Source organism: Tropicimonas sp. TH_r6, assembly GCF_033101155.1.
Classification (GTDB): domain Bacteria; phylum Pseudomonadota; class Alphaproteobacteria; order Rhodobacterales; family Rhodobacteraceae; genus Tropicimonas.
Window position 1 is genome coordinate 16,952 of the sequence record NZ_JAWMPX010000019.1, and the last position, 22,827, is coordinate 39,778.

General features: G+C 63.5%; 17 protein-coding genes. 3 read left to right on the forward strand and 14 right to left on the reverse strand.

The genetic code is table 11. The annotated features are described in order from the left end of the window. The first annotated feature begins 62 nt into the window (after window positions 1-62). Together R3X27_RS17050 and R3X27_RS17055 are read left to right on the forward strand one after the other, a co-directional pair. Window positions 63-515 carry a hypothetical protein gene (locus R3X27_RS17050; RefSeq protein ID WP_317710081.1) on the forward strand — a complete coding sequence of 151 codons (453 nt, stop codon included), beginning with the start codon at window positions 63-65 and terminating at the stop codon, window positions 513-515. A gap of 97 nt (window positions 516-612) precedes the next feature. Then, window positions 613-1,323 (forward strand): DUF1223 domain-containing protein, encoded by a 711-nt coding sequence (locus R3X27_RS17055; RefSeq protein WP_317710082.1) that lies wholly within the window; start codon window positions 613-615, stop codon window positions 1,321-1,323. A gap of 2 nt (window positions 1,324-1,325) precedes the next feature. Here the strand turns inward: R3X27_RS17055 and R3X27_RS17060 are convergent, their stop codons facing one another. From R3X27_RS17060 to R3X27_RS17120, 13 genes are all read right to left on the reverse strand, one after another. Then, a complete protein-coding gene (locus tag R3X27_RS17060) occupies window positions 1,326-2,288 on the reverse strand; it encodes a lysophospholipid acyltransferase family protein (protein WP_317710083.1) in 963 nt (320 codons plus the stop codon). Between the two features lie 370 nt (window positions 2,289-2,658). Next, a complete protein-coding gene (locus tag R3X27_RS17065) occupies window positions 2,659-3,765 on the reverse strand; it encodes a flagellar motor switch protein FliG (protein ID WP_317710084.1) in 1,107 nt (368 codons plus the stop codon). 79 nt (window positions 3,766-3,844) lie between these two features. Beyond that, window positions 3,845-4,012, reverse strand: a complete 168-nt coding sequence (locus R3X27_RS17070) for a hypothetical protein (protein ID WP_317710085.1) — start codon at window positions 4,010-4,012, stop codon at window positions 3,845-3,847. Between the two features lie 53 nt (window positions 4,013-4,065). Next, a complete protein-coding gene (locus tag R3X27_RS17075; RefSeq protein WP_317710086.1) occupies window positions 4,066-5,109 on the reverse strand; it encodes an NAD(P)-dependent oxidoreductase in 1,044 nt (347 codons plus the stop codon). Next, window positions 5,106-6,131: a glycosyl transferase family protein gene (locus tag R3X27_RS17080; protein ID WP_317710087.1), complete on the reverse strand. Its 1,026-nt coding sequence runs from the start codon at window positions 6,129-6,131 to the stop codon at window positions 5,106-5,108. Before R3X27_RS17080 ends, R3X27_RS17075 begins: the two co-directional genes overlap by 4 nt. Before the next feature lie 190 nt (window positions 6,132-6,321). Further along, a complete protein-coding gene (locus tag R3X27_RS17085; RefSeq protein ID WP_317710150.1) occupies window positions 6,322-8,994 on the reverse strand; it encodes a molybdopterin-dependent oxidoreductase in 2,673 nt (890 codons plus the stop codon). Between the two features lie 2 nt (window positions 8,995-8,996). Further along, a complete protein-coding gene (gene nirD, locus R3X27_RS17090; RefSeq protein WP_317710088.1) occupies window positions 8,997-9,332 on the reverse strand; it encodes a nitrite reductase small subunit NirD in 336 nt (111 codons plus the stop codon). Between the two features lie 91 nt (window positions 9,333-9,423). After that, entirely contained in the window at window positions 9,424-11,871 is a 2,448-nt protein-coding gene (nirB, locus tag R3X27_RS17095; protein WP_317710089.1) for a nitrite reductase large subunit NirB, read from the reverse strand. Beyond that, on the reverse strand, window positions 11,868-12,290 hold the full coding sequence (locus R3X27_RS17100) for a globin family protein (protein WP_317710090.1): 423 nt from the start codon (window positions 12,288-12,290) through the stop codon (window positions 11,868-11,870). Before R3X27_RS17100 ends, nirB begins: the two co-directional genes overlap by 4 nt. A 13-nt stretch (window positions 12,291-12,303) precedes the next feature. Further along, window positions 12,304-13,236, reverse strand: coding sequence for a GAF domain-containing protein (locus R3X27_RS17105; protein ID WP_317710091.1), 933 nt, complete (start codon window positions 13,234-13,236; stop codon window positions 12,304-12,306). Then, entirely contained in the window at window positions 13,236-14,939 is a 1,704-nt protein-coding gene (locus R3X27_RS17110) for an ABC transporter ATP-binding protein (RefSeq protein WP_317710092.1), read from the reverse strand. Before R3X27_RS17110 ends, R3X27_RS17105 begins: the two co-directional genes overlap by 1 nt. 5 nt (window positions 14,940-14,944) lie before the next feature. After that, entirely contained in the window at window positions 14,945-16,030 is a 1,086-nt protein-coding gene (locus tag R3X27_RS17115; protein ID WP_317710093.1) for an ABC transporter permease, read from the reverse strand. A gap of 198 nt (window positions 16,031-16,228) precedes the next feature. Beyond that, complete coding sequence (locus tag R3X27_RS17120; protein ID WP_317710094.1) at window positions 16,229-17,599, reverse strand: CmpA/NrtA family ABC transporter substrate-binding protein; 1,371 nt, start codon at window positions 17,597-17,599, stop codon at window positions 16,229-16,231. 768 nt (window positions 17,600-18,367) lie between these two features. Between R3X27_RS17120 and R3X27_RS17125 the strand changes: the two genes are divergently transcribed. Beyond that, entirely contained in the window at window positions 18,368-18,739 is a 372-nt protein-coding gene (locus tag R3X27_RS17125) for a YqaA family protein (RefSeq protein ID WP_317710151.1), read from the forward strand. A gap of 366 nt (window positions 18,740-19,105) precedes the next feature. Here R3X27_RS17125 and R3X27_RS17130 read toward each other — a convergent pair whose 3' ends face one another. Next, window positions 19,106-22,705, reverse strand: a complete 3,600-nt coding sequence (locus tag R3X27_RS17130; protein WP_317710095.1) for an ExeM/NucH family extracellular endonuclease — start codon at window positions 22,703-22,705, stop codon at window positions 19,106-19,108. Window positions 22,706-22,827 lie beyond the last annotated feature (122 nt).

A 22,827-nucleotide genomic window follows, 5' to 3' on the forward strand; every position in this document is an offset into this window, starting at 1 on the left:
GGCAGGGCGTGCCGGTACGCAGGGGCGTGCGGGTGAGTCGCTGGGCTTGACGGGAGAGAGACATGTCGGATCGCGACGCGGCGGAAGAGACTTCGCTGAAGGAACAGCTGGACCGGATCGAGCAGAAGGTGGACCGGATGCTCGGCCTGTATGATGCATTGGGCGATATCGCGGCCGGCTTGCCGCCGCGGCTTGTGGCGGCGCTGCACACCATGTCGTCGGCCGAGCATGTCGCGCTTCAGATGTTGTTGGACAACCGCTCCAATCACGAGATCTCGGTCTGCCTCGATGTCGAGGAGCCGCGTGTGGCGGAATGGGTCGATTCGGTCATTGCCAAGCTGAGGGCGGGACGCAGGTCCGAGATTCGCAAGCTCGTGGCACCGCTGATGGAGGCGATCCCGCCCGAGAGCTACCTGCGCGCCTCGGGGGGGATTCCGAAGGACTGGAACGACAAATACGGCGTTGGCGGCATCCCCGATCCCTATCGCCACATCTACCATCCCGAACAGGACTGATCCGGCGCCTCTGTTACGGAGCGCCCACGGGTTCTTGATTGGCTGTTGAAAGCGGCGACGGTTAAGAGTTCCGTCAGCGAGACGAAAAGAGGCGCGGATGAGAGTGAAGAGCGTTCTAGCAGGATTTGTCGCAGCAGGGCTGCTTCTGGGCCAGGCGCTGTCAGCGCGGGCCGAGGGGGCCGGGCTGATCGTGGTCGAGCTGTTCACGTCGCAGGGCTGTTCCTCCTGTCCGCCGGCGGATGCGCTCCTGAACGAGTTGACCGAACGCCATGACATCCTGCCACTCGCGCTGCATGTCGATTACTGGGATTACATCGGCTGGGCCGATGATTTTGCCCGCCCCGAACACACCGCGCGGCAGAAAGCCTATGCGCATGTTGCCGGCTCGCGCACGATCTACACGCCGCAGATGGTGGTCGCGGGCACCGAGCAGATCGTCGGCACGCGGCCGATGGAACTGGCCGATGCCTTGATGCGCCACCAGAGTGCTGGACAGCCGGTTCGGCTCACAGCGCAGCGCGCAAACGAAACGATCATTGTGACCGCGCCAGCGCTTGCGGATGCCGGGCGCTACAGGGTCGATCTCGTGCGCTTCGTCAAGGAGCGAAAGGTCAAGATCACGCGCGGAGAGAACGCCGGAAAGACGTTGCGTTACACAAATATCGTCACGGATTGGGAAACCCTGAGCGCCTGGACCGGCGCTGCGCCGCTCGCGCTTGACCTGGTCCTCTCGGGCCCGGAGCAGGCGGTGGTGATAGTTCAGGAAGATGGGTTCGGCCCGATCGTCGGTGCCGTGCAACTGCCCTGACCTCAGCGTGATTTCTGCCGCGGAAGCTCCGCCGGATGCAGCCCGGGGACCATGCCCGCGCCGCCCTGCCATTTTCGTTTCCAGCGACGGTGCAGCCAGAACCATTGCCCGGGATCTTCCAGGATCCGGGCTTCCAGAGAGCGGTTGAAACCGGCGGTCATCTCCTCGGGCGTTCCGGACGGAATCGGTTCCTCGAGGACGAAGCGAAAGTTGAGACCGTCGGCCTGGCGGATACCGTAAAAGGGGATCAGCGGCGCGTTCAGCTTCAGCGCGAATTCGGCGCTGGAAAGTGCGGTGCGGGCCGGCCTGCCGAGAAAATCCATCTCGACTCCGCCGCCCACATAGAGATCGTTGAGAATGATCGCCGTGCCGCCGCCGCGAAGATGGCGAAGGAGACGCCCCATCCCGGCGCGCCCCTGCTCGAAGAGCGGGCCGCGTCCGAGCGAGTCCACGGCGTCGACGTAATGCTGGTTCACGTAAGGGTTCTGCATCGGCCGGTAGAGCCCGCCCGCAGACATGCCGCGCCCGGAGAGGCAGATGAAAGCCATCTCGTGATTGCCATAATGGCCGGTGATGAGAATGGTCGGTCGGCCGGCCGCCTGTGCTGCCTGAAGGACATCCCAGCCGGGGCCTTCCGGCGTGATGCTGGCGGACCGTTCGGCGAGTTCCTGCATCGAGTAATGCTCGATCAGCGTGCGGCCGGCATTGTCCGCCGCCGCGCGGGCAATGGCTTGCCGGTCTTCGATCGGACGGTCGGGCCAGACGTGGTCGAGATTGTCCAGCATGCGTTTGCGAAAAACGGAACCCGGGCCGGCTGCAGCCCGTGCCAGAGCGCCGAACAAGGGCACGCGCTGTTCATAAGGCAAGCGTCGCGCGACCCAGAGCGCGGACCGGAGTGCACGGTCCTGGAGCCATTGCGACCGCGTTCCGGTCAGGTCCGAATTGGATTTGGAAGTCGATGCCATTGGATCCTCTCGCGACGAGCAGACATAGGCAAGCCTGCGCCCGATCTCAAGCCCACCATTGCGTCCGGCAGGTCAGCTGCACCGGAGGTCGCTTTGGACTGGCCTGTTTGGTCAGTGGCGTGGTGCGAAGCCCGGACTGCCGTCACCGCCGGAAAACCTGCGTCTATCAGGGGACGTTGAAGGTGGCGCGCGCCCGTCCTGTCAATGGCATGATCTGGTCCCCGCATGATCCGATGAGCCTCAAGCTCTCCGACGGCATGAGCTTTGCTTGACGCTTTGGCCGCGCTGATCGCGCACAGACCCGCTTTCTGGCTCCGAACATGAGCACTAACATGTTCGGTTTGGACCACGAGGGTCCTGCGCTTTGGGGTCAGCCATCCTCCGCGACAAGCAGCAATTCGCCTTCCTCGACGAGCCGGCGGATCTCGCCGACGACAGAATTCATCGCCTCTTCGCCATCGGCATCGGGGACCTTGCCGGAATCTGCCATCTCTTCGCGTAGCGCTTCGGCCATGCGCTTGGACATGTTCTCGAGGATGTAATCCCGGGCCGCCTCCATGGCGGCATCGCCTTCGCAAAAGCCGAGCGCCTTGACCAGAACAGCCTGATCGATCCCGCGCACGACGCGGGGAATGTCGCGTTCCGTAATGCGGCCGGGGATATTGGCGAAGGTGAAAATTGCGCGACGGACCTCCGCGGCGAATTCTGCATCCGTCTCGTCGAGCCCTTCGAGTACGTCGTCCCTGGTGGCTGCCCGGCTGTAGTTGAGAATTGCGCCAACGCGCTGCACGGGGCCATCCGCGAAGGCGCTGACCGGCTCGGCATCAAGCTGCGCGGCAAGGGAGAGGCCGATTCGCTGCACCGTCTCGGGTTGGACATGGCCCGTCCGGGAGATAGCGTAGGAGAGCTCGCGCGCCCGCTGGCCCGGCAGCATGCTCAGGAGCGTTGCCGACTGCGCCACCGAAAGCTTCGACAGCATGACAGCGCCAACTTCCGTGCTCTCTTCCGCGAGCACCGCAACCAGACGCTCCGGCGCAAGGCCGGAGATCCTGTCCCAGGGGTCCCCGCGAGCCGCAACGCCTGCCTCGCGCCTCAGCCGGGCAGAGGTCGACGGGCTCATATGGTTTTCAAGAAGTCCGAGCGCGCCTTCAATCCCGCCTGGAAAGGTCAGGCCGATCCCGTCCATCTCGCTGACGAATTCTTCAACCACGGCCTGCAATGTGTCCCGGTCGATCGTGCGCATCTGTCCGAGGATTGTCGTGATATCGGCCTGACACTCCTCTGGCAGCTCTGCCAGGGGCAGTTCGGCACCCTCGGAGGCAAGAAGATGCACGATCACGGCCGCCTTCTGCTGCCGTGTCAGATGCATGCGCGCCTTTGCAGGCGCACGGTCCGGGGAAGGCTCCGCGAGTGAACCCATGGCCATCGGCGTGGCCATGGGAATCGCTACGGGAATCGGGGTCAGGTCGTTGGCCACATCCATCTCCTGCACGTCTGTCTCGACGGCAGGTTAGACGCATCTGGCTTAAGGCAGCGTTACCGGCGTCCTGTTCGGATCAGCTCGTCGTCTGTTTTACACAGGCCCCGGTCGTGGCGTCCTGAACATGCCCGTCCGGGCATTGGCTCACGCTCTGGTTGCGATGCTCCCAGGAACAGCCTTCCGCCAGTGCGGCGGCAGGCAAGAGGGTGAGCATGAGGGCGGCTGCAATGGCAGTTGGTCGCATGGAGTGTCTCCCTGTTCGTGCGTGACGTAACGGTAGCACGGAAAGGGCGCGGGTCAAAACGCCGCGCGGTCCTTGCAGGGGATCGACTGTTTCGCCTCCATGTCGGCGACGCCGGGAACGATTTCGATCTCTATGCCCTCGCGGGACAACGCTTCGAATGCGGCGCCCTCGGCCCTTGTGACCGAACCGGGCAGAAGGCGCACAACGCTGCGGCCGCGGCGGGCTTCGGCGGTGATACGGCTGTCGAGCCCGACAGAGGGCCATGCAAGTGCGGACGCTGGCGTGTTTTCCGTGACCCGTTCGGCATCGCGGCGGGCCAGTTCCAGCACGGCCGGATCGACCCCGGGCGCGGAGAAAATCACATCCGCTTCCTGAAGGCGCTGCACGGCGCGCAGGGTGAGCAGGTCAGCCGCGCCGGGCCCGGCTCCGATCAGGGAGATTGCGCCTCCGTCGCGTGCGTCGGGCGCGCCGCCTGCGGCGATGGCGGATTTGAGCAGCCGCGCGGCGCGATGATCCGAGCCACGCGCATGGAGCTGGCGAGGCTCGGCGCCGAACATCCAGCGCCAGAATCCGCGCCGGGCCTCGGCAGGAACATGGGCGGCCACCGAGTCGCGCAGACGCCCGGCAAGGCGGGCGAAATCACCCAGGCGCGGCTCCAGCATCTCTTCGACCTGGGTCTTGATCATCCGCCCGAGCACCGGCGCGTTGCCCTCGGTGCCGATGGCGACGACAACCGGGTCGCGATCGACGATGGAGGGTGTGTAGGCATCGCAGAGCTCGGGCTGGTCAACCACGTTGACCACGGCGCCGGCCTCCTTGGCGAGTATCTGCAGGGCGGTGTCGAGCCCGACGCAGCCTGTGGCGATGAAGACCAGTGCGGCGCCGGCGAAGCTCTCGACGGAGGGAGCAGTTCTGTCCTGCCGAGCCTGGCCGGCGGCGACCATATCTGTCAGTTCCTCGTCCAGCTCGGGGGCGAGAAAAACAATCTCGGCCTCGGTCTTCAGGACCAGGCGCGCTTTTTGTGCGGCCTGTTCTCCTCCGCCTGCAATCACAACACGGCGGTTTTTCATCTTGAGGAACATCGGGAAGGTCTTCATGCGGTCTTCCTTTGCGGAGAGCGGTCGTTTTGGAGGGGGGCGGGATCACGATTGACCCAGAGAGTTTGCGCGAGGCGGTCGGCGGCCTCTGGGGTTTCGGCCTTTCCCATGGTGAGAAGGGCCAGCGCGGAAGTGCCGGTGACGATGGCGGTGGCGAAGGGATCTTGCGACGCGCCTGTCCAGAGGGAGGTCAGGGCTTCAGGACTGTCAGCGGTCTCGGGGCCGTCGGCGAGGCGGGCATGGGTTTCGGGCAGCAGTGCAGGGGCGGTGCCCTCGCGCAGGGCGCCAGCCTCGATGCCAGAGAGCGGGGCCGCCTTGGCCGGGTTGCGTTCGAACTCGCCGCCGCCACCCTTGATGACGCAGGAAGCTTCGAGATCCAGCAGCAGTGCAGCCTCGGATTGCAACGCCAGATATGGCGGGTGGAAGACCCCCTGCACGGCGGCGGAGGCCCCGGCGGGATTGGTCAGGCGCAGCACGGTGTTGATGGCCGAACGCAGGCCGAGGATGTCACGCAATTGCAGCAACTCCAGAGCGCGCGGGGCGTAGTCTGCGAGCGAGATATAGGCGATGCCGGTCCCGGCGATCCGGGTCGCGGCCTCTTCCATGCTGCGGGCCTGGGCGATGCCGGCATGGGGCAGGGCGGCGGTGACCGAGGCGGTGACGCCCTGATGTGAGTTCCAACCATGGAGCAGGACAGGGTATCCAGCCTCGGCCAGAAGGCGGGCGGAGAGCAGGAACCAGGGCAGGCCGCGTGTGCGCCCAGCGGCGAAGCTGGGCCAGTCGAGCGCCGGGGCAGGGCCGTTCCAGGCGGGCAAGGACGCCTGCAGAGCCCTGGTGAAACCGGCCAGCTCCTCCGGGGTCTCGCCGCGATAGCGCATGAGCATGAGGAGTGCGCCGACGGCTTCCGGCGCAGCTGTGCCGGCGAGGATCTGCGTCATCGCATCCAGCGCTTCCGCCTCGGTCAGGGAGCGGCCGCGGGAAGGGCCACGGCCCATGGCTCGGACATAGTCTTTCAGGCTCATCGTGCGGTCTCCGGCTTGGGGCTGTCGGTCTGGGTGACAGCAAGCATAGCCGATACGCGCGCGATATGTGGAACGGTTGCTCGGGGAGGGAATTGTTCAGTTTTCCCGCAGGGTGGCACGCCGGGCAGCGCAACGGAGCCCGCCCAGGAGGGCCGTGCCCGGCATTGTTGCGCGAGGCCCGCAGATCTCGTCATTCCGCGGCCACAGGCGTGGTTGCCGCGTCGAGAAGCGCCTGAAGCTCCGGCTTGCAGGAGCCGCAATTGGACCCGGCCTGAAGTGCTGTTCCGATCTGCTCGACAGAGAGGAGGCTTTGGGAGCGGATCGCCTCGAGGATCGTGTTCTGCCCGACATCGAAACAGGCGCAGACAGTCGCGCCGGGATCGGGGCGCTCGGCGCCGGGGCGGCCGGAAAGGATGGCCCCATCCGTCTCCGCGCCGATCTGCCCGGCGAGAAAACTGCGCGACACACCAACCGGCTCGGGGCCGGCATAGAGCGCGGCTACGAGGCGGCCCTCTTCGAGGAAGGCGAGGCGGGCCGCGCCGCGCATGGGGTCGATCATGGTCAGTGCCTGCGCCTCCGCGCCGAGGCCGAAGAGGGCGCGGGCCTCGTCCTCCCAGTCGGACGGGTCGCGGGAGCAGGCGAGTTCAGCGCGCCAGCCGTCGCGGGTCCGCGCGCGCGCCCAGTAGTCGGTGTCGGGGCGGAATTCCTTGGTGGACAGCGCGAAGCCGTACCAAGCGGCGGCGAAGGGGCGGATGGCCACCACGCTGGCCTTGCTCTCGGGCTGGCCAGAGAAGGGGTCCGTATTGGCCGCGACAAGCGCGTCGATGCGGCCTGCGGGCGCGGTCTCGCCGGTCCAGTGCATGGGGGCGAAGACCTGTCCTGTCTGGATACGATCCGAGATCAGCACGCGGAGCAGAGCGCGGCCCTGCGGGCTCGTCACCTCGGCAAGGGAGGCCGGGGCGAGGCCGAGCGATGCGGCGTCTTGCGGATGGATTTCGAGGAAGGGCTCGGCGATGTGCTGGCTCAGGCGCGCGGATTTTGCCGTGCGTGTCATCGTGTGCCAGTGGTCGCGGACGCGGCCGGTATTGAAGCGGAACGGGTAGGCCGCGCTCGGGACGGAAGCCGGGGCGCGGTGCGTGACGGCCAGCATCTTCGCCTTGCCATCGGCATGGTAGAAGCCACCCTCGGCAAAGAAGCGGCCGCCTTGGCGGGCGCCGGCGCAAGGCCAGTGGAAGGGTTCCAATGCGTCGAAATCGCGGTCGGAGAGATCGGCGAGGTCGGAGATGTCGAAATCACGACCAAGCTTGCCGGCGAGGCCGGACAGCGCTGCGTATTCCCGGAAGATCTCGGCGGGGGAGGCGAAGTCAAATGCCGCGCCGTGTCCCATGCGCTCGGCGACATCGCAGATGATCTGCCAGTCATGGCGGGCAGATCCGGGCGGCGGCAGGATAGTGCGCTGGCGCGAGATGCAGCGCTCCGAATTGGTGACCGTGCCGTCCTTCTCCGCCCAGCCCGTGGCGGGCAGGAGCACATCGGCGAGGCGCGCGGTGTCGGTCTCGGCGGTGAGATCGGAGACGACTGTGAAGTCGCAGGCTTCGATCGCGGCGGCGACGCGGTCTGCATCCGGCATGGAGACGGCCGGGTTGGTGCACATGATCCAGAGCGCCTTGATCTCGCCGCGCTCGACGGCGCGGAACATGTCCACCGCCTTGAGGCCAGGGCCGTCCGGCATCCGCGGGGCGTCCCAGAACTCCTTCACCGCGGCGCGGTGTTCGGCATTCTCGATATCGAGATGGCAGGCGAGCATATTGGCCAGACCGCCAACCTCGCGCCCGCCCATGGCGTTGGGCTGGCCGGTGACCGAGAATGGGCCCATGCCGGGTTTGCCGATGCGGCCCGTGGCCAGATGGCAATTGAGGATCGCGTTGACTTTGTCCGTCCCGGCGGTGGACTGGTTGACGCCTTGCGAATAGATCGTGACGACCTTTTCGCTGCCGGCCCAGAGGGCGAGGAACCCCGCGATCTCCTCGTCTGTCAGGCCGGTGGCTGCGGGGTCGTCGGCGCGGGCGGCGGTGAGCGCCTCTTCGAAGCCGTTCACATTGGCGCTGATATAATCGGTGTCGAGCCGATTCGCGTCCGCGAGATAGGCCAGCAGCGCGTTGTAGAGCGCCACATCGCCGCCCGGGGCGATGGCCAGATGGAGGTCGGCGAGATCGGAGGTCGCAGTCCGGCGGGGGTCGATATTGACCACCTTGAGCTTCGGATTGGCCTTCTTGGCGGCCACGAGGCGCTGGAACAGGACCGGGTGGCACCAGGCGAGGTTGGACCCGGTGAGTACGACCAACTCGGCCTGATCGAAATCCTCGTAGAGGCCGGGCACGGTGTCCGTCCCGAAGGCGCGGCGGTGGCCGGCGACCGAGGAGGCCATGCAGAGGCGGGAATTGGTGTCGATATTGGCCGAGCCGATAAAGCCTTTCATCAGCTTGTTGGCGACGTAGTAGTCTTCGGTCAGGAGCTGGCCGGAGACGTAGAAGGCGACGCTGTCGGGGCCATGCAGTTCGATGGCCTTGCGGAATTTCGTTGCCACGAGATCGAGCGCATCGGACCAGTTGGCCTCGCGGCCCTTGATCTGCGGCGCAAGCAGGCGGTCGTCGAGCGAGGTTGTCTCGCCAAGCGCCGTCCCCTTGGAGCAGAGCCGGCCTTCATTTGCCGGGTGGGTCTTGTCGGCAGAGATGGTCAGCCCGCCAAGGCCGTCCGGGACGGCATTGACGCCACAGCCGACGCCGCAATAGGGGCAGGTCGTGCAGGTGGCCAGTCGGCCCTCGACCTGCAGCAGCTTTGCGGGGCGGGTGGCGCCATCCATCATCAGGCAGCGCTCCGGTTCTCGAGGCGCGTGGCATCGAGCAGGATGCGGCCAGCTTCGACGCGGGCGGGATAGGTCGGGACCATTCCCTCGTCAGCGCCCGTGGCTTCGCCTGTTTCGAGGCTGAACACCCAGTTATGCAAAGGGCAGGTCACCGAGGCGCCGTGCACGATGCCTTCGGAGAGCGGGCCGCCCTTGTGGGGGCAACGATCTTCGAGGGCGAAGACCTCTTCTTCGCCGGTGCGGAAGATGGCGACGCAGCCAAGGGCGGTCTTCACCACGCGGGCACCGCGGGTGGGGATGTCTTCGAGGGCGCCGATGTCGATCCAGGTGGTCATGGTTCGGTTCCTGTGTTGAGGCGGGGGTGGGGCCGCGGCCCCCGTCGCGGCTGGCCGCGACCTCCCCGAGATATTTCCGGATAAAAAGAGCCTATTCGGCGGCCTGCTGGAAGAGATCGGCGAGTGGCTGGTAGGTCTCGGCGCGTTCCTCGATATGCTCGGCCCAGGGGTCCTTCTGGTAGATGGACTGCGACAGCTCGAAGCGCTCGATCAGGGCCTTGCGGTTGTCCAGATCGTCGATGACGCGTTCCTTGACCCAGTCCAGCCCGACCTTGGCGATCCATTTATAGGGCCGATCGAGGTATTTGGCGTGTTCGCGATAGAGCTGGTAGAAGGCGACCGTGACGTCGATGGCCTCCTGTTCGGTGGGAACCTGCGCCAGCGGGTCGGTCTCGCGCAGATCCATGCCCGCCGCGCCACCGACGCCGACCTGGTAGCCGCTATCGACACAAATCACGCCCAGATCCTTGCAGGTGGCTTCGGCGCAGTTGCGCGGGCAGCCGGAGACGGCGAGCTTGAACTTGTGCGGCGACCAGGCGCCCCAGAGCTTCTGTTCCAGCTTGATCCCGAGGCCGGTGCTGTCCTGCGTGCCGAAGCGGCAGTGATTGGTGCCGACACAGGTCTTCACCGTGCGCAGGCCCTTGGAATAGGCGTGGCCCGAGACCATTCCGGCCTTGTTCAGGTCGGCCCAGATCGCCGGCAGGTCCTCGCCTTTCACGCCGAGAAGGTCGATGCGCTGGCCACCCGTTACATGCACGGTGGGGACATCGTATTTGTCCGCCGCATCGGCGATGGCGCGCAGTTCGTCCGGCGTGGTCATGCCGCCGAACATGCGCGGGACGACGGAGAAGGTCCCGTCCTTCTGGATATTCGCGTGCTTGCGCTCGTTGATGAAGCGGCTTTGCGGGTCGTCCTGATATTCGACCGGCCAGTCGGCGAGAAGGTAGTAGTTCACTGCCGGGCGGCAGACATGGCAGCCGTCTTTCGATTTCCAGCCAAGTTCCTGCCAGACAGCGGCCTGGCTCTTGAGTTCCTGGCTCTTGATCAGGCGGCGCACATCTTCATGGCTGTGCTCGGTGCAGCCACAGATGCTTTGCGCGGCGGGAATGACGAAATCATCGCCCAGAGTCACGCCGAGAACCTGTTCGACAAGCCCGGTGCAAGTGCCGCAGGAGCCGGACGCCTTGGTCGTGGCGCGCACGGCGGCGAGGTCGATAGCCCCCCCTTCGATGGCAGCGACGATGTCGCCCTTGGAAACGCCGTTGCAACCACAGATTTCTGCGTCAGCCGGCAAGGCTGCAACGGCCGCCATAGGGTCCAGCGGGTCACCCCCCTGATAGGCGGGGCCGAAGATGAGCGTCTCGCGCATCTCCGAGATGTCCTCCTCGTCCTTCATCAGGCCGAAGAACCAGCTACTGTCAGCGGTGTCGCCATACATGACGGCGCCGATGATCTTGTTTTCCTTGATTACAAGGCGTTTGTAGACGCCGCGGCCCGGATCGCGGAAAACGATGTCCTCGCGGTCGTCGCCATCGGCGAAATCGCCCGCCGAGAAGAGGTCGCAGCCAGTGACCTTGAGCTTGGTCGAGACCTCCTTGGGCACAAAATACGCGGCTTCTCCGACCAGCGTTTTCGCCACGACCTTGGCCTGATCGTAGAGCGGGGCAACGAGGCCAAAAACGGCGCCGTTATGCTCGACGCATTCGCCGACGGCGAGGACATTCTCGTCCGAGGTGAGCATGTGATCGTCAACATGGATGCCGCGACCGGTGGCAAGGCCAGCCTCGGCGCCGAGGCCGGTATTGGGGCGGATGCCGACGGCCATGACAAGGATGTCGCAGGGCAGCTCGGTGCCATCATCGAGCATAAGAGCTTTAACTTTGCCGTCTACGCCCATGATTTCTTTGGAATTTGCAGAACACATGACATTGATGCCCCGATCCACCAGCGCCTTGCGCAGCAGATAGCCAGCGGCCTCGTCGAGCTGGCGCTCCATTAGATGGCCCATGATGTGGACAACGGTCACGTCCATGCCGCGCATCCGCAAGCCAGCTGCGGCTTCCAGACCGAGCAGGCCGCCACCGATGACCACAGCCCGTGCGCCCGGCGTTCCGGCGATGTCGATCATCGCGTTGGTGTCTTCGAGATCGCGATAGGCGATGACGCCGTCGAGATCATGGCCCGGCAGCGGGATGATGAAGGGGTTGGAGCCGGTGGCGACGAGCAGCTTGTCATAGGCAAGCGGGGTGCCATCCTCGCCGGTCACGGTCTTGGCGTCCCGGTCGATCTTGGTAATTTTCTCTCCAAAACGGCATGTTACGCCATGTTCTTCATACCATGCATCGTCATGGGTGACGATTTCCTCGTAGGTTTTTTCGCCCGACAGAACCGGCGACAGCATGATGCGGTTGTAGTTGCCGCGCGGTTCGGCGTTGAAGAGGGTCACGTCCCAACCGTCGGGATCTGCGTCGAAGAGCTGTTCCAGCGCCCGGCCGGAGGCCATGCCTGCGCCGATGACGACGAGTTTTTTCTTGCTCATTGGAGGGCTCCTTGGCCTTCGGCGGCGTCGATCATTACAGTGGAGAGCACAGTGTAGGCTTCGACCCAGGCTTCGCGGGTCTCGAGGGTGAAATCTTCGCCCAGACCGGCTTCCAGAGTGGCGATAAGTGCGGTGCCGACGGGCTGGTAGTGGGAGGGTTTCACGCCAAAATCGGCATGTTCTACGGCCATCTTCCGGGCGACGGGCACGATCTTGTCGAGTTCGCGCAATCCGTTCACGACCGTGCCCAGCATGGTCATCAGCTTGCCGGCCTGCTCGGTCACGTCTTCCTTGAAGAGCGGGCGGACCTCCGGGGCGATCTCGAAGAGTTTGCTGTAGAAGATCTCGCCGGCCTGCTGCTTGATCGGCACGACCTTCGCGAAGCTTTCCTGGATCAGGGTGATCTGGGGTTCGTTCATGGGATCAGACCTCTCACACGTACCAGGCGACGATATGGGACAACTCGCCGTTCTGGTGGATCGGCAAGGCGACCATGGACTCGTATCCGGCGGTCAGGCCCGGAACCTTGCTCTCGACAACCGGAATGCCGCTGCCCAGAACGCGACCGATCAGGCCCTGCCACGCGGTGGCGCGGCGCTCGGTCTCCTCGCTCCAGAGCGCACCTTCGCGGGCGCAGATGCCATCGATCAGCACCGCTTCATTCGCCTTGCCGACCTTGGCGGCGCGGGCGTCCCAGATCTCGAAGCGGCGCGCGATGGGCGTGCCACGGGCCGATAGCAGGGTCAGCACGTAATCCGCATCGCCCGGTGTCGGGACGGGCAGGCCGAGGCCGGTGGTCAGCCCCGCCTTGCCGGCGCTCTCGGAGCGGATGAACTTGTAGCCCGAGCCGAGGTCGCGCATCAGGATCGGTGTGCTGGAGGCCCAGACCGCACCCGGCAGGCCCTGGCCGCGCGGGAAATGCGTGTGCTTGGACACCCATTCGAAATGTTTGGCGGCGCCGTAATAGCCATCCTCCAGCATCAATGCGTCGTCCTTGTCGTGCCAGACCTCGATGGCACCGGTGCGCTCGCTGTCATCGGCGCAGAGCACGACCAGAACGGCATTGAGCGTCTCGCCATTGAAGACCGGGATCGCCACGGCGCTGGTCAGTCCGGCTTCATGCGCAGCCTCGGTCCGCTTGAAATAGGAGCCCTTGAATTCCTTGAGAACGACCGGGCGAGCCTCGGCCCATGCCTTGCCGGGCAGGCCCTCGCCCTTGGCGAAGCTTTCATTGCCGGAGATCGAGGCAAAGTTTTCGAGGCTGCCATAGTTTCCGGCGGCCAGCACCAGATTGCCGTTTTCGGGGATCCAGACCTCGGCGACTTCGATGAAGGTGCGGGTCGGGGCGTCGAGTGTGAGATCCATCAGGCGGCCTCCTCGGTTTTCGGTTTGGCGGTTTCAACCGCAGGTGCGGGTTTGGGGGTGGCGCCGTGCTCGTATTCCTCGAGGAAGGAGAGAACCTGCTCGCGGTAGAGATAGTAATCGGGATGCTCCAGCAGCGCCTTGCGGGTGCGGGGGCGGGGCAGGTCGACATCGACGATGCGGCCGATCGTGGCCTGCGGGCCGTTGGTCATCATGACGACGCGGTCGGCCAGCAGGATCGCCTCGTCCACGTCATGGGTGACGCAGATCGCGGTGACTTTGGTGCGGGACCAGACTTCCATCAGGACTTCCTGCAGTTCCCAGCGGGTGAGGCTGTCGAGCATACCGAAGGGCTCGTCGAGCAGCAGCAGTTTCGGCGAGAGGGCGAAGGCGCGGGCGATGCCGACGCGCTGTTTCATGCCGTTGGAGAGATCCACGGCCGCCTTGTCCATGCTGTCGCCGAGGCCGACGCGTTCGAGGTAATATTCGATGATGTCCTGCCGCTCGGCACGGGAGGCGCGGGGATAGACCTTTTCCACGCCGACGGCGACGTTTTCCTTGGCGGTGAGCCAGGGGAAGAGCGAGGGCGATTGGAAGACCACCGCGCGCTCCGGATCGGCGCCGACAACGCCACGGCCGTCGAGATTGATGACGCCCTTGGAGATGTCGTTGAGCCCGGCGGCCATGGTCAGGACGGTGGACTTGCCGCAGCCGGAATGGCCGATCAGGGAGATGAACTCGCCTTTGTTCATCTTGAGGTTGAAATCTTCGACGACGGTGAGCGGGCCTTTCGGCGTGGGGTAGATCTTGTGGAGCTGGGAGAACTCCAGGTATTTGTCGATCCTGCCGCCGGCCTGGGCCGCTTTAAGCGCGGCAGGGGGCAGCTCGTTATGGATGGCGGTGACATTGGGAAGCTCGCGGGTTTCCTCCGCCTTGGCCTCGATGCCGGCTTCCATCAAGTATTTGGTGACGACACCGCGCAGGCGCTTAAACTCCTCGTCATGGTTCATCTCGCCACGGTCGCGCGGGCGGGGGATGTTGACGCGGAACTCCTCGCCCAGCGTCCCGTCCGGGTTCAGGGCGATGATGCGGTCGGCGAGGATGATGGCCTCGTCGACATCATTGGTGATGAGCACGCAGGTCTTCTTGTCGGCTTCCCAGATATGCTCGATCTCGTCGGCGAGATTGGCGCGGGTCAGCGCGTCCAGCGCGGAGAGCGGCTCGTCGAGCAGCAGCAACTCCGGGGACATGGCCAGTGCACGGGCCACGTTCACCCGCTGGCGCATGCCGCCGGACAGCTCGGCGGGGCGGCGGGCGGTAGCGTGGGAGAGGCCGACCATCTTGACGTATTTGTCGACCAACTCTTCCTTCTCGGTGCCGTGCATCTTGGGGAAGACCGTGTCCACCGCGAGGCGCACATTGCCGGCAACCGTGAGCCAGGGCATCAGCGAGTAGTTCTGGAAGATCACGCCGCGCTCGCGGCCGGGGCCGGTGATGGGGGCGCCCTTGAAGGTGACCGCGCCCTTGGTCGGGAATTCGAGCCCGGCCATGAGGTTGATCAGCGTGGTCTTGCCGGTGCCGGAGAAGCCGAGGAGGACGAGGAACTCGCCTTCCTCCACTTCGAGGTTGATGTTCTTGAGCACATCGGTCTTGGCGGTGCCTTCACCGAAGCTCTTGGAAACATTTTCGAACTTGAGGATGCTCATCTGGGTCACCGGTTGTTGGAGAAGGTGAAGAGCGACTGGAGCGCGAACATCAGGCGATCGAGCAGGAAGCCGATAATGCCGATGGTGAAGACCGCGACCATGATCTTGGCGAGCGACTGGCTGGAGCCGTTCTGGAACTCGTCCCAGACGAATTTGCCGAGACCCGGGTTCTGGGCCAGCATTTCGGCGGCGATCAGCACCATCCAGCCGACACCGAGCGAGAGGCGCAGGCCGGTGAAGATCAGCGGCAGGGCGGAGGGCAGCACCAGCTTGGTGATCTTGGTCCGGGTGTTCATCTTCAACACCTTGGAGACGTTGACGAGATCCTTGTCGATGGAGGCGACGCCGAGCGAGGTGTTGATCAGCGTCGGCCAAAGCGAGCAGAGCGTCACGGTGATGGCCGAGATCAGGAAGGACTTGGTGAACATGCCGTCATTGGTCGTGTAGGTGGCCGAGACGATCATGGTCACGATGGGCAGCCAGGCCAGCGGCGAGACCGGTTTGAAGATCTGGATGACCGGGTTGAGAGCCGCTTCGCCTGCACGGGAGAGGCCGGCGACGATGCCGAGCGGGATGGCGACGGCGGAGGCGAGCAGGAAGCCGAAGAACACGGTTTTGATCGAGGTCCAGATCTGGTCGTAATAGGTCGGCTTGCCGGTATAGGCGCGCTGCTTGACCTTGTCTGATTTTCCGGCGGCTTCGAGCTTGGCGTTGCGCTCGTCCTGGCGGATGTAGAAATCCTCTTCCTTCTGCCATTCGCGCTTGGCGTCCTCATGCAGGTTTCCGACCTGCTCCCAGACCTGGGCCGGGCCGGGGACGGCGCCGAGCGAGGTCTGGACCTTCGGTGCGAGATTGCCCCAGAGCAGCAGGAAGCAGGCGATGGAGAGCAGCGGGACGCCGAGCAGCAGCCAGATTTCCTTGACCTGCGCCTTGGGATTGTCGCCGGCGGCGGCTTTCAGCAGCGGAGTCACGAAAGAGAGGCCGAGCACCTTGAACCAGGAATCGGCCTTGTTGATGCGTGTGAAGAGCTTCGCCTTGCGGGCTTCGCGAGCCTCGTCGGCGCTCAGGGTATCTGGGTCGATGGCGGTCATCTTGCGGGTCCTCGATCTGGCGGGGAGCCGGCGTCTGGCCGGGAGGGCGACGGGCGGGCTCGGGAATGGCTTGGTTTTGGTCGGTCTGTCTGCGGTCTGGATGGCGGGTCGGTCGCTGGTTCCTGCGGAACATCGCCCCGCCCGCCATCCCGGATCCGGCCCCTGGGAGTCTTGGGGCCGGGGATGGTCTGGTGGGGATCAGCCTTCGACGGCGTTGCCGACGACTTTCTGGTCGCCTTTCAGGCCGATCGGCAGGCTGTCGAGATAGGCGTTCGGGGCCTTGCCGTCATAACCGATGCCGTCGATGACATCCTCGGCCGGGGTCGGGGCCTTGTAGCCATCGGTGTCGAAGTCGAACATGTCCTTGGTGGCATAGCCGTCATCGATCAGGCTTTCGGCGGCGGCGAGGTAGATCGCCGGCTTGTAGACCGACTTGGCGACCTCGTCGTACCAGCTATCCGGCTTGGCTTCGGCGATCTGGCCCCAGCGGCGCATCTGGGTCAGGTACCAGATGGCGTCGGAATAGTAGGGGTAGGTCGCGTTGTAGCGGAAGAACACGTTGAAATCGGGGACGTCGCGCTTGTCGCCTTTTTCGTATTCAAACGTGCCGGTCATGGAGTTGGCGATCACGTCATAGTCGGCGCCGACATATTCGGAGCGGGAGAGGATCTCCACGGCTTCCGGACGGTTGGCGTTGTCGTTCTCGTCGAGCCACATGGCGGCGCGGATCAGCGCCTTGGTCACGGCGATGGTGGTGTTCGGGTTCTCTTCCTGGAAGGCGGCGGAGATGCCGAAGACCTTCTCCGGGTTGTTCTTCCAGAGCTCGTAATCGGTGATGACCGGAACGCCGATGCCCTTGAACACGGCCTGCTGGTTCCACGGCTCGCCGACGCAGTAGCCGTAGATCGTGCCGGCTTCCATGGTGGCGGGCATCTGCGGCGGAGGCGTCACGGAGAGCAGCACTTCGGCGTCGATCTGGCCGGTCACGTCCTCGGGAGAGTAGTAGCCCGGCTTGATGCCGCCGGCGGCGAGCCAGTAGCGCAGCTCGTAGTTGTGGGTGGAGACCGGGAAGACCATGCCCATGTTGAAAGGCTTGCCTTCGTCAGCATAGGCCTCGACGACCGGCTTCAGCGCGGTGGCCGGGATCGGGTGGACCGGCTTGCCGTCGGAATCATGCTCGACATGCTCTTTCATCTGCGCCCAGATCTCGTTGGAAACGGTAATGCCATTGCCGTTGAGGTCCATCGAGAAGGGGGTGATGATGTGGGCTTCGGTGCCGAAGCCGATGGTGGCGGCGAGGGGCTGGCCGGCGAGCATGTGGGCGCCGTCGAGCTGACCGCCGATCACGCCGTCGAGCAGCACTTTCCAGTTGGCCTGGGCTTCGAGCGTGACGAACAGGCCCTCATCCTCGAAATAGCCCTTCTCATAGGCAATCGCGAGCGGGGCCATGTCGGTCAGCTTGATGAAACCGAAGGTCAGTTCGTCCTTCTCCACGTCCAGCATTTCGGCGAAGGCCGGGGCGGTCAGGGCCGTGGAGGTGGCGAGGGCGAGGGCAAGTGTCTTTTTCATGTCTACCTCAGTGTTCGGTGGCGCGTTTCGGGAGGAGAGGGCGCCGGAAAATCAAAAAGCCGCATGAGATTCGAGTCGCGCGGGAGGAGGAGGCGCAACGGGAAGCTCAAGCGGCTTTGCTCGGGAAGCCCCGGATCATCGGGGCGGTGTCTATGGTGGGACGCCCTTGCCCCGGAGACAGGTGTATTGGAGCGGGTGGGGCAGGGCGGGTCAATGCTGCGTTGCGGCTAGATAGTGTTTTCAGGATGATTTCGGCGGGGATTCTGCGGCTGCACAAATTGCGGGCGCCATTTTGCGGTCAGGTTGAAAATCTGCCCATCGATAGGGCGGAGGCGGCGGGAATCGTCGGGAAGGTTACAGCCGGTTTCCACCTATCGTCGCGTGGCGAGATCCAATGGAGAGCTGGCCGATCCGCGAGGCGTTGAGGCGCAGACGGCGGTGCTGAGCCCAGAGCGGTCGGCTCGAAATCGCGACTCTCGCGAATGTAGCAAGCGGTTCGCCTTGGCCGCTCTGTGGGCGAAGCTGCTACTCAGCCGAGAAGCCGTCCATTCGTTGTCCTCGCAGCGAAGCGTGGAGGGCTCATCACCGAGTTGCAGGCTTTACCGCCATTCAGAGCCGATGTAGGAGCGCTGCATGATCAATACCCTCATTGGAATTGTCCTGAACTATTGCCAGTATGGTTGCCGCTGAGCGCCGGGCCATGATCAATCCATGATTGCATACCTTGGCCTTTTCAGCTCTGCCCTCGTGGCGGCCACGATCCTCCCAATGCAATCAGAAGCGGTTTTGGTCGGACTTCTGATGGCTGCGTCCCATCCGGCATCTGTCCTGATCATCGTAGCGACAGCAGGGAACGTACTCGGGGCCGCCATCAACTGGTACATCGGACGATACTTGTTGAGATTCAGGGGAAAACGTTGGTTTCCGAGCTCGGATCACCAACTTGAGCGCGCTCAGAACTGGTATGGCCGGTATGGTCGGTGGTCACTTCTGGGGTGTTGGCTCCCCATTGTCGGCGATCCACTGACCGTTGTTGCGGGCCTTATGAGGGAGCCTCTCATTTCGTTTCTCGGTCTGGTCACGATAGCCAAGGGAACAAGATATATTCTTCTTGCGGCCGCCACATTGGCGTGGCTGTAGGCGTCTGAATCAGCTTGTACGGTTTCGGGCTCGGAACGGCCTTCCAGCGGCGCAGGGCGAATTGGAAATCTGCTGACCTTTCCGTCGTTCGTAACCGTTTCAGTACCGGGTTCACGGATAATCGGGCGAGGAAAGGTGAAGGCACTGAGAAGGAAGCAGGCGTTCATGTAACGCCAACCAATGATCGACTTGCTGAATCGACCGGCCGTGTTTTTGCAGCAGGATCAGTGGGGCATCGTCCACGAGGATAAGGCAGGCTGACTACCAGCATGCACCTCCGTTTTCGGAATATCGCCCCCGGTTCGTGTTACAGACCAAGCGGCCAACACTTCGCGTCGTCGCGGAGTGTTGGCCTTTTGGTTGCGATCACGCCCAATAATAATCTGCAAACACGATTTCGTCGCTGCTGAAGACTCCGTCGAGGAACAGCTTGTCACCATCGTTGAACGTCAACTGCGTATTGCCGTCGGGATTGTTTTCCCGCTTGATATCGTCCCTCGTATATCCGGCAATCCTGTCCAGCATCACATCAAAATCGGTGACGAAGGTGACATCCGTTCGCCCGTTTCCGGCCTCCAGAGTGAAGTCGAGGATATCGCGCCCACCGCCGGTGGTGACGGTGTCGGTCTTCTTGCCGGTATCGATGATCTCGTTCGCGTCCGTCCCGACGATGAAATCCCGTTTGTCGGTGCCGGACAAGAAGATGAATTCCGGTTCCAACTGCAGGCCAACGATGATGGGATCATGGTCCGACGAACGATACGGATCCGGCGCATAAAGCTCCGTCGTGCCGGGTTTCGTCTCGAAGGAGCGCTCGTTCTCGTCCTGGATCGTATCATTGTAGTCGAGCAGGTTCACCTCGTCCGCATTGATGTTCCAGGCCGTGGCTCCGGTGACCTGCCCCATAAGCGAGTCGTTGGCCAGCGCATAGTCGAGCGTGCCAAGTTGTCCGTCGAACAGATAGGAATAGGCACCGTCGTCCCCGTAGGCCGGCAGAAGATTGGTGTAACCATCCGCCTCGAGCCCGGTGATCGGACCTTCCATCGCATAGGAATTGAGGTCCCCGAGGATCATGACATCGCTATCGCCGGATCCGGTCGGGTCGGTCTCCAGCCAGTCGGCCAGGATCTCGGCGGCAGCTTCTCTCGTTCCTGCAGCACTGCCTTCGCCGGTTTCCGGACGGTCATCGCCCTCGACACCGGTCGGTGATCCCTTCGATTTGAAGTGGTTGTTCACCGCCGTGAACACGCCGCCCGTCTCGAGATCCTCGAAGGTCACGGCCACGGCGGGCCGGTTCAGATCGCGCCCGGCGCCCAGCGGGTCGAGGAAGGTCGGATCGTCGAGGATGGCAACGCTGGTGCCGTCGGCGATCTTCACTGCCGTTGTGTCGTAGATGAAGCCTACCTTGATTGCGTCGCCGCCGATCACGCCGGTCGGGACATAATCGTAGTTGTCGGCGCCGAGGGCCGTGTTCAGCGCCTCGACGAGATAAGCGATCGTGGTGTCGTCGTCATTCTCGATTTCGATCAACCCGACGACATCGGAGTCCATTGCGACCAGCGCGGAGACGATCTTGTCGGTCTGGCGTTGAAGCTCGGCTGCGCTGTGCGCACCCCGTGGGTCCAAACCGGTTGCCGTCAGATTGTCGCCCTCGTCCAGAGTGGTGAAGTAGTTCAGCACATTGAACGTGGCGACAGTCAGCGAACCGCCGACATCCGCTGGTGCATCGGTGCGCGCAGTGCCCTCGGTGAACTCGATTGGATTGCTTTCTGTCGGGCGTAGGCGCCAGGCATCGGTACCGCCCGAGCCAGCCCAGCTCCAGTGCAGCACACCGGTTACGTCATAGGCGATATCGCCACCGCGGATGACGTTGTCGACCGAGAATCCGTCAGGGGCCGGATGATAGACCGGGTCGAAATTCTGGAAGTTGTTCGTGTCGTCGATGATGACCCGCCGAGTGGCGAGCTCTTCCTGATAAGTCGCGTAGCCGTCTGCATCAGGCGTGTTGGTTTGGGTGTATTGCAGCGGCCGCTCGGTGCCTTCATAGGCGACGATCTGGCCGAAGCGCGCGAGTTGGAAATACTCGCTGACCACGAGTGGGTCGGCATAGGTAACGAGCATGCCTTCAACGGATTCAAAGCTGCCCTCGGCATCGTTGGCTCCAAAGGAGGGCAGATCGATGATCGCGGCCGAGACAAGGTCCAGGTTGTTCCCGGCATCATCGATCACAACGCTTCCACCCGCCGCGTCGATCTGGGACATGCCGAAGAACTCTTCGGCGATGCCTTCAACCGTAACAATCTGGCCTTCGGCATAGGCCGAGAGATCTCCGCCGACGAACACGAAGATCCCTTCGGAGGTATCCACGTCGCCATCGGCGTCCGAATCTTCCTCCTGGAGAAAGAACCCGCCGAGGTCGCTGTAGACGCCCGTGATGACCGCGCTGACGCGGACCAGCCCCGGGATTGCAACGCTCGAACCGCTGCCCTGGACCGCGCTGATGACGGTTTCGAACGGTTCGGGCGGCGTATCGTCGTTTTCCGCGCCCGGTGTGCCGAAATCCCCGAAGCCGAAAGCAGTGGTCGCCGTGGTCCAGTTCGCACCGAGATTGTTATCCGCCGAGACATCCAGAAGCTGCATCGAGGCGCCGTTCGGGTCGGGGAATGCCGGGCCGCCATCCCACTCGACGCGATCCTGTTCGCCGCCATCGGCATCGGTCAGGACAAGCTCGTCAGCGCTGTTGGACAGGAACATGCCGGAGTATTCGTAGTCCACAGTCACACCGCCATTGGTGCTGCTATCGCCATTATTGCCGAAGACAAGATACTCGCCGGGCTGGATCAGAAGCGACCCCGAGACACTGAAAGAGTCCGAGTCGTTATCCGAGATCACCCAGTTTTCGAGATCGACCGCGCTCGAGCCGTCATTGTAGATCTCAAACCATTCGCCGACGCCGTCGCTCACTGCGTTCGGATTTTGCATGATCTCCGTGATCACGATCGACGGACTCGCAACGCTACCGCTGCCCGGCGTTCCAAGATCGCCCGCCCCATAGGGATCGGTCGCCGTGGTCCAGTTCGCACCGAGATTGTTGTCCGCTGACACATCCAGAAGCTGCATCGAAGCACCGTTCGGGTCGGGGAATGCCGGGCCGCCATCCCACTCGACGCGATCCTGTTCGCCGCCATCGGCATCGGTCAGGACAAGCTCGTCAGCGCTGTTGGACAGGAACATGCTGGAGTATTCGTAGTCCACAGTCACACCGCCATTGGTGCTGCTATCGCCATTATTGCCGAAGACAAGATACTCGCCGGGCTGGATCAGAAGCGACCCCGAGACACTGAAAGAGTCCGAGTCGTTATCCGAGATCACCCAGTTTTCGAGATCGACCGCGCTCGAGCCGTCATTGTAGATTTCAAACCATTCGCCGACGCCGTCGCTTACTGCGCTCGGATTCTGCATGATCTCCGTGATCACGATCGACGGACTCGCAACGCTACCGCTGCCCGGCGTTCCAAGATCGCCCGCCCCATAGGGATCGGTCGCCGTGGTCCAATTCGCACCGAGATTGTTGTCCGCTGACACATCCAGAAGCTGCATCGAAGCACCGTTCGGGTCGGGGAATGCCGGGCCGCCATCCCACTCGACGCGATCCTGTTCGCCGCCATCGGCATCGGTCAGGACAAGCTCGTCAGCGCTGTTGGACAGGAACATGCCGGAGTATTCGTAGTCCACAGTCACGCCGCCATTGGTGCTGCTATCGCCATTATTGCCGAAGACAAGATACTCGCCGGGCTGGATCAGAAGCGACCCCAGGACATCGAAAAAGTCCGAGCCGTCATCCGAGATCACCCAGTTTTCGAGATCGACCGCGCTCAATCCGTCATTGTAGATTTCGAACCATTCGCCGTCGCCGTCGCTTACAGCGTTCGGATTCTGCATGATTTCCGTGATAACAATCGACATAATATTCCCCCAAAATGGCTTGTCAGTACGTATCTCTTGAAGCATCAGGCTATCCAAGGTGGATGAATTCACCAAGTTTTTCTGCTGGCCGTCGCCAATCAAACAGGCAACAGCCGACCGTT

What these genes read in the sequence shown, in the direction of transcription:
- R3X27_RS17050 (WP_317710081.1), top strand. Translation starts at nt 63, where the DNA reads ATGTCGGATCGCGACGCGGCGGAAGAGACTTCGCTGAAGGAACAGCTG.
- R3X27_RS17055 (WP_317710082.1), top strand. Translation starts at nt 613, where the DNA reads ATGAGAGTGAAGAGCGTTCTAGCAGGATTTGTCGCAGCAGGGCTGCTT.
- R3X27_RS17060 (WP_317710083.1), bottom strand. Translation starts at nt 2,288, where the DNA reads ATGGCATCGACTTCCAAATCCAATTCGGACCTGACCGGAACGCGGTCG.
- R3X27_RS17070 (WP_317710085.1), bottom strand. Translation starts at nt 4,012, where the DNA reads ATGCGACCAACTGCCATTGCAGCCGCCCTCATGCTCACCCTCTTGCCT.
- R3X27_RS17075 (WP_317710086.1), bottom strand. Translation starts at nt 5,109, where the DNA reads ATGAAGACCTTCCCGATGTTCCTCAAGATGAAAAACCGCCGTGTTGTG.
- R3X27_RS17080 (WP_317710087.1), bottom strand. Translation starts at nt 6,131, where the DNA reads ATGAGCCTGAAAGACTATGTCCGAGCCATGGGCCGTGGCCCTTCCCGC.
- R3X27_RS17085 (WP_317710150.1), bottom strand. Translation starts at nt 8,994, where the DNA reads ATGGATGGCGCCACCCGCCCCGCAAAGCTGCTGCAGGTCGAGGGCCGA.
- nirD (WP_317710088.1), bottom strand. Translation starts at nt 9,332, where the DNA reads ATGACCACCTGGATCGACATCGGCGCCCTCGAAGACATCCCCACCCGC.
- nirB (WP_317710089.1), bottom strand. Translation starts at nt 11,871, where the DNA reads ATGAGCAAGAAAAAACTCGTCGTCATCGGCGCAGGCATGGCCTCCGGC.
- R3X27_RS17100 (WP_317710090.1), bottom strand. Translation starts at nt 12,290, where the DNA reads ATGAACGAACCCCAGATCACCCTGATCCAGGAAAGCTTCGCGAAGGTC.
- R3X27_RS17105 (WP_317710091.1), bottom strand. Translation starts at nt 13,236, where the DNA reads ATGGATCTCACACTCGACGCCCCGACCCGCACCTTCATCGAAGTCGCC.
- R3X27_RS17110 (WP_317710092.1), bottom strand. Translation starts at nt 14,939, where the DNA reads ATGAGCATCCTCAAGTTCGAAAATGTTTCCAAGAGCTTCGGTGAAGGC.
- R3X27_RS17115 (WP_317710093.1), bottom strand. Translation starts at nt 16,030, where the DNA reads ATGACCGCCATCGACCCAGATACCCTGAGCGCCGACGAGGCTCGCGAA.
- R3X27_RS17120 (WP_317710094.1), bottom strand. Translation starts at nt 17,599, where the DNA reads ATGAAAAAGACACTTGCCCTCGCCCTCGCCACCTCCACGGCCCTGACC.
- R3X27_RS17125 (WP_317710151.1), top strand. Translation starts at nt 18,368, where the DNA reads ATGCAATCAGAAGCGGTTTTGGTCGGACTTCTGATGGCTGCGTCCCAT.
- R3X27_RS17130 (WP_317710095.1), bottom strand. Translation starts at nt 22,705, where the DNA reads ATGTCGATTGTTATCACGGAAATCATGCAGAATCCGAACGCTGTAAGC.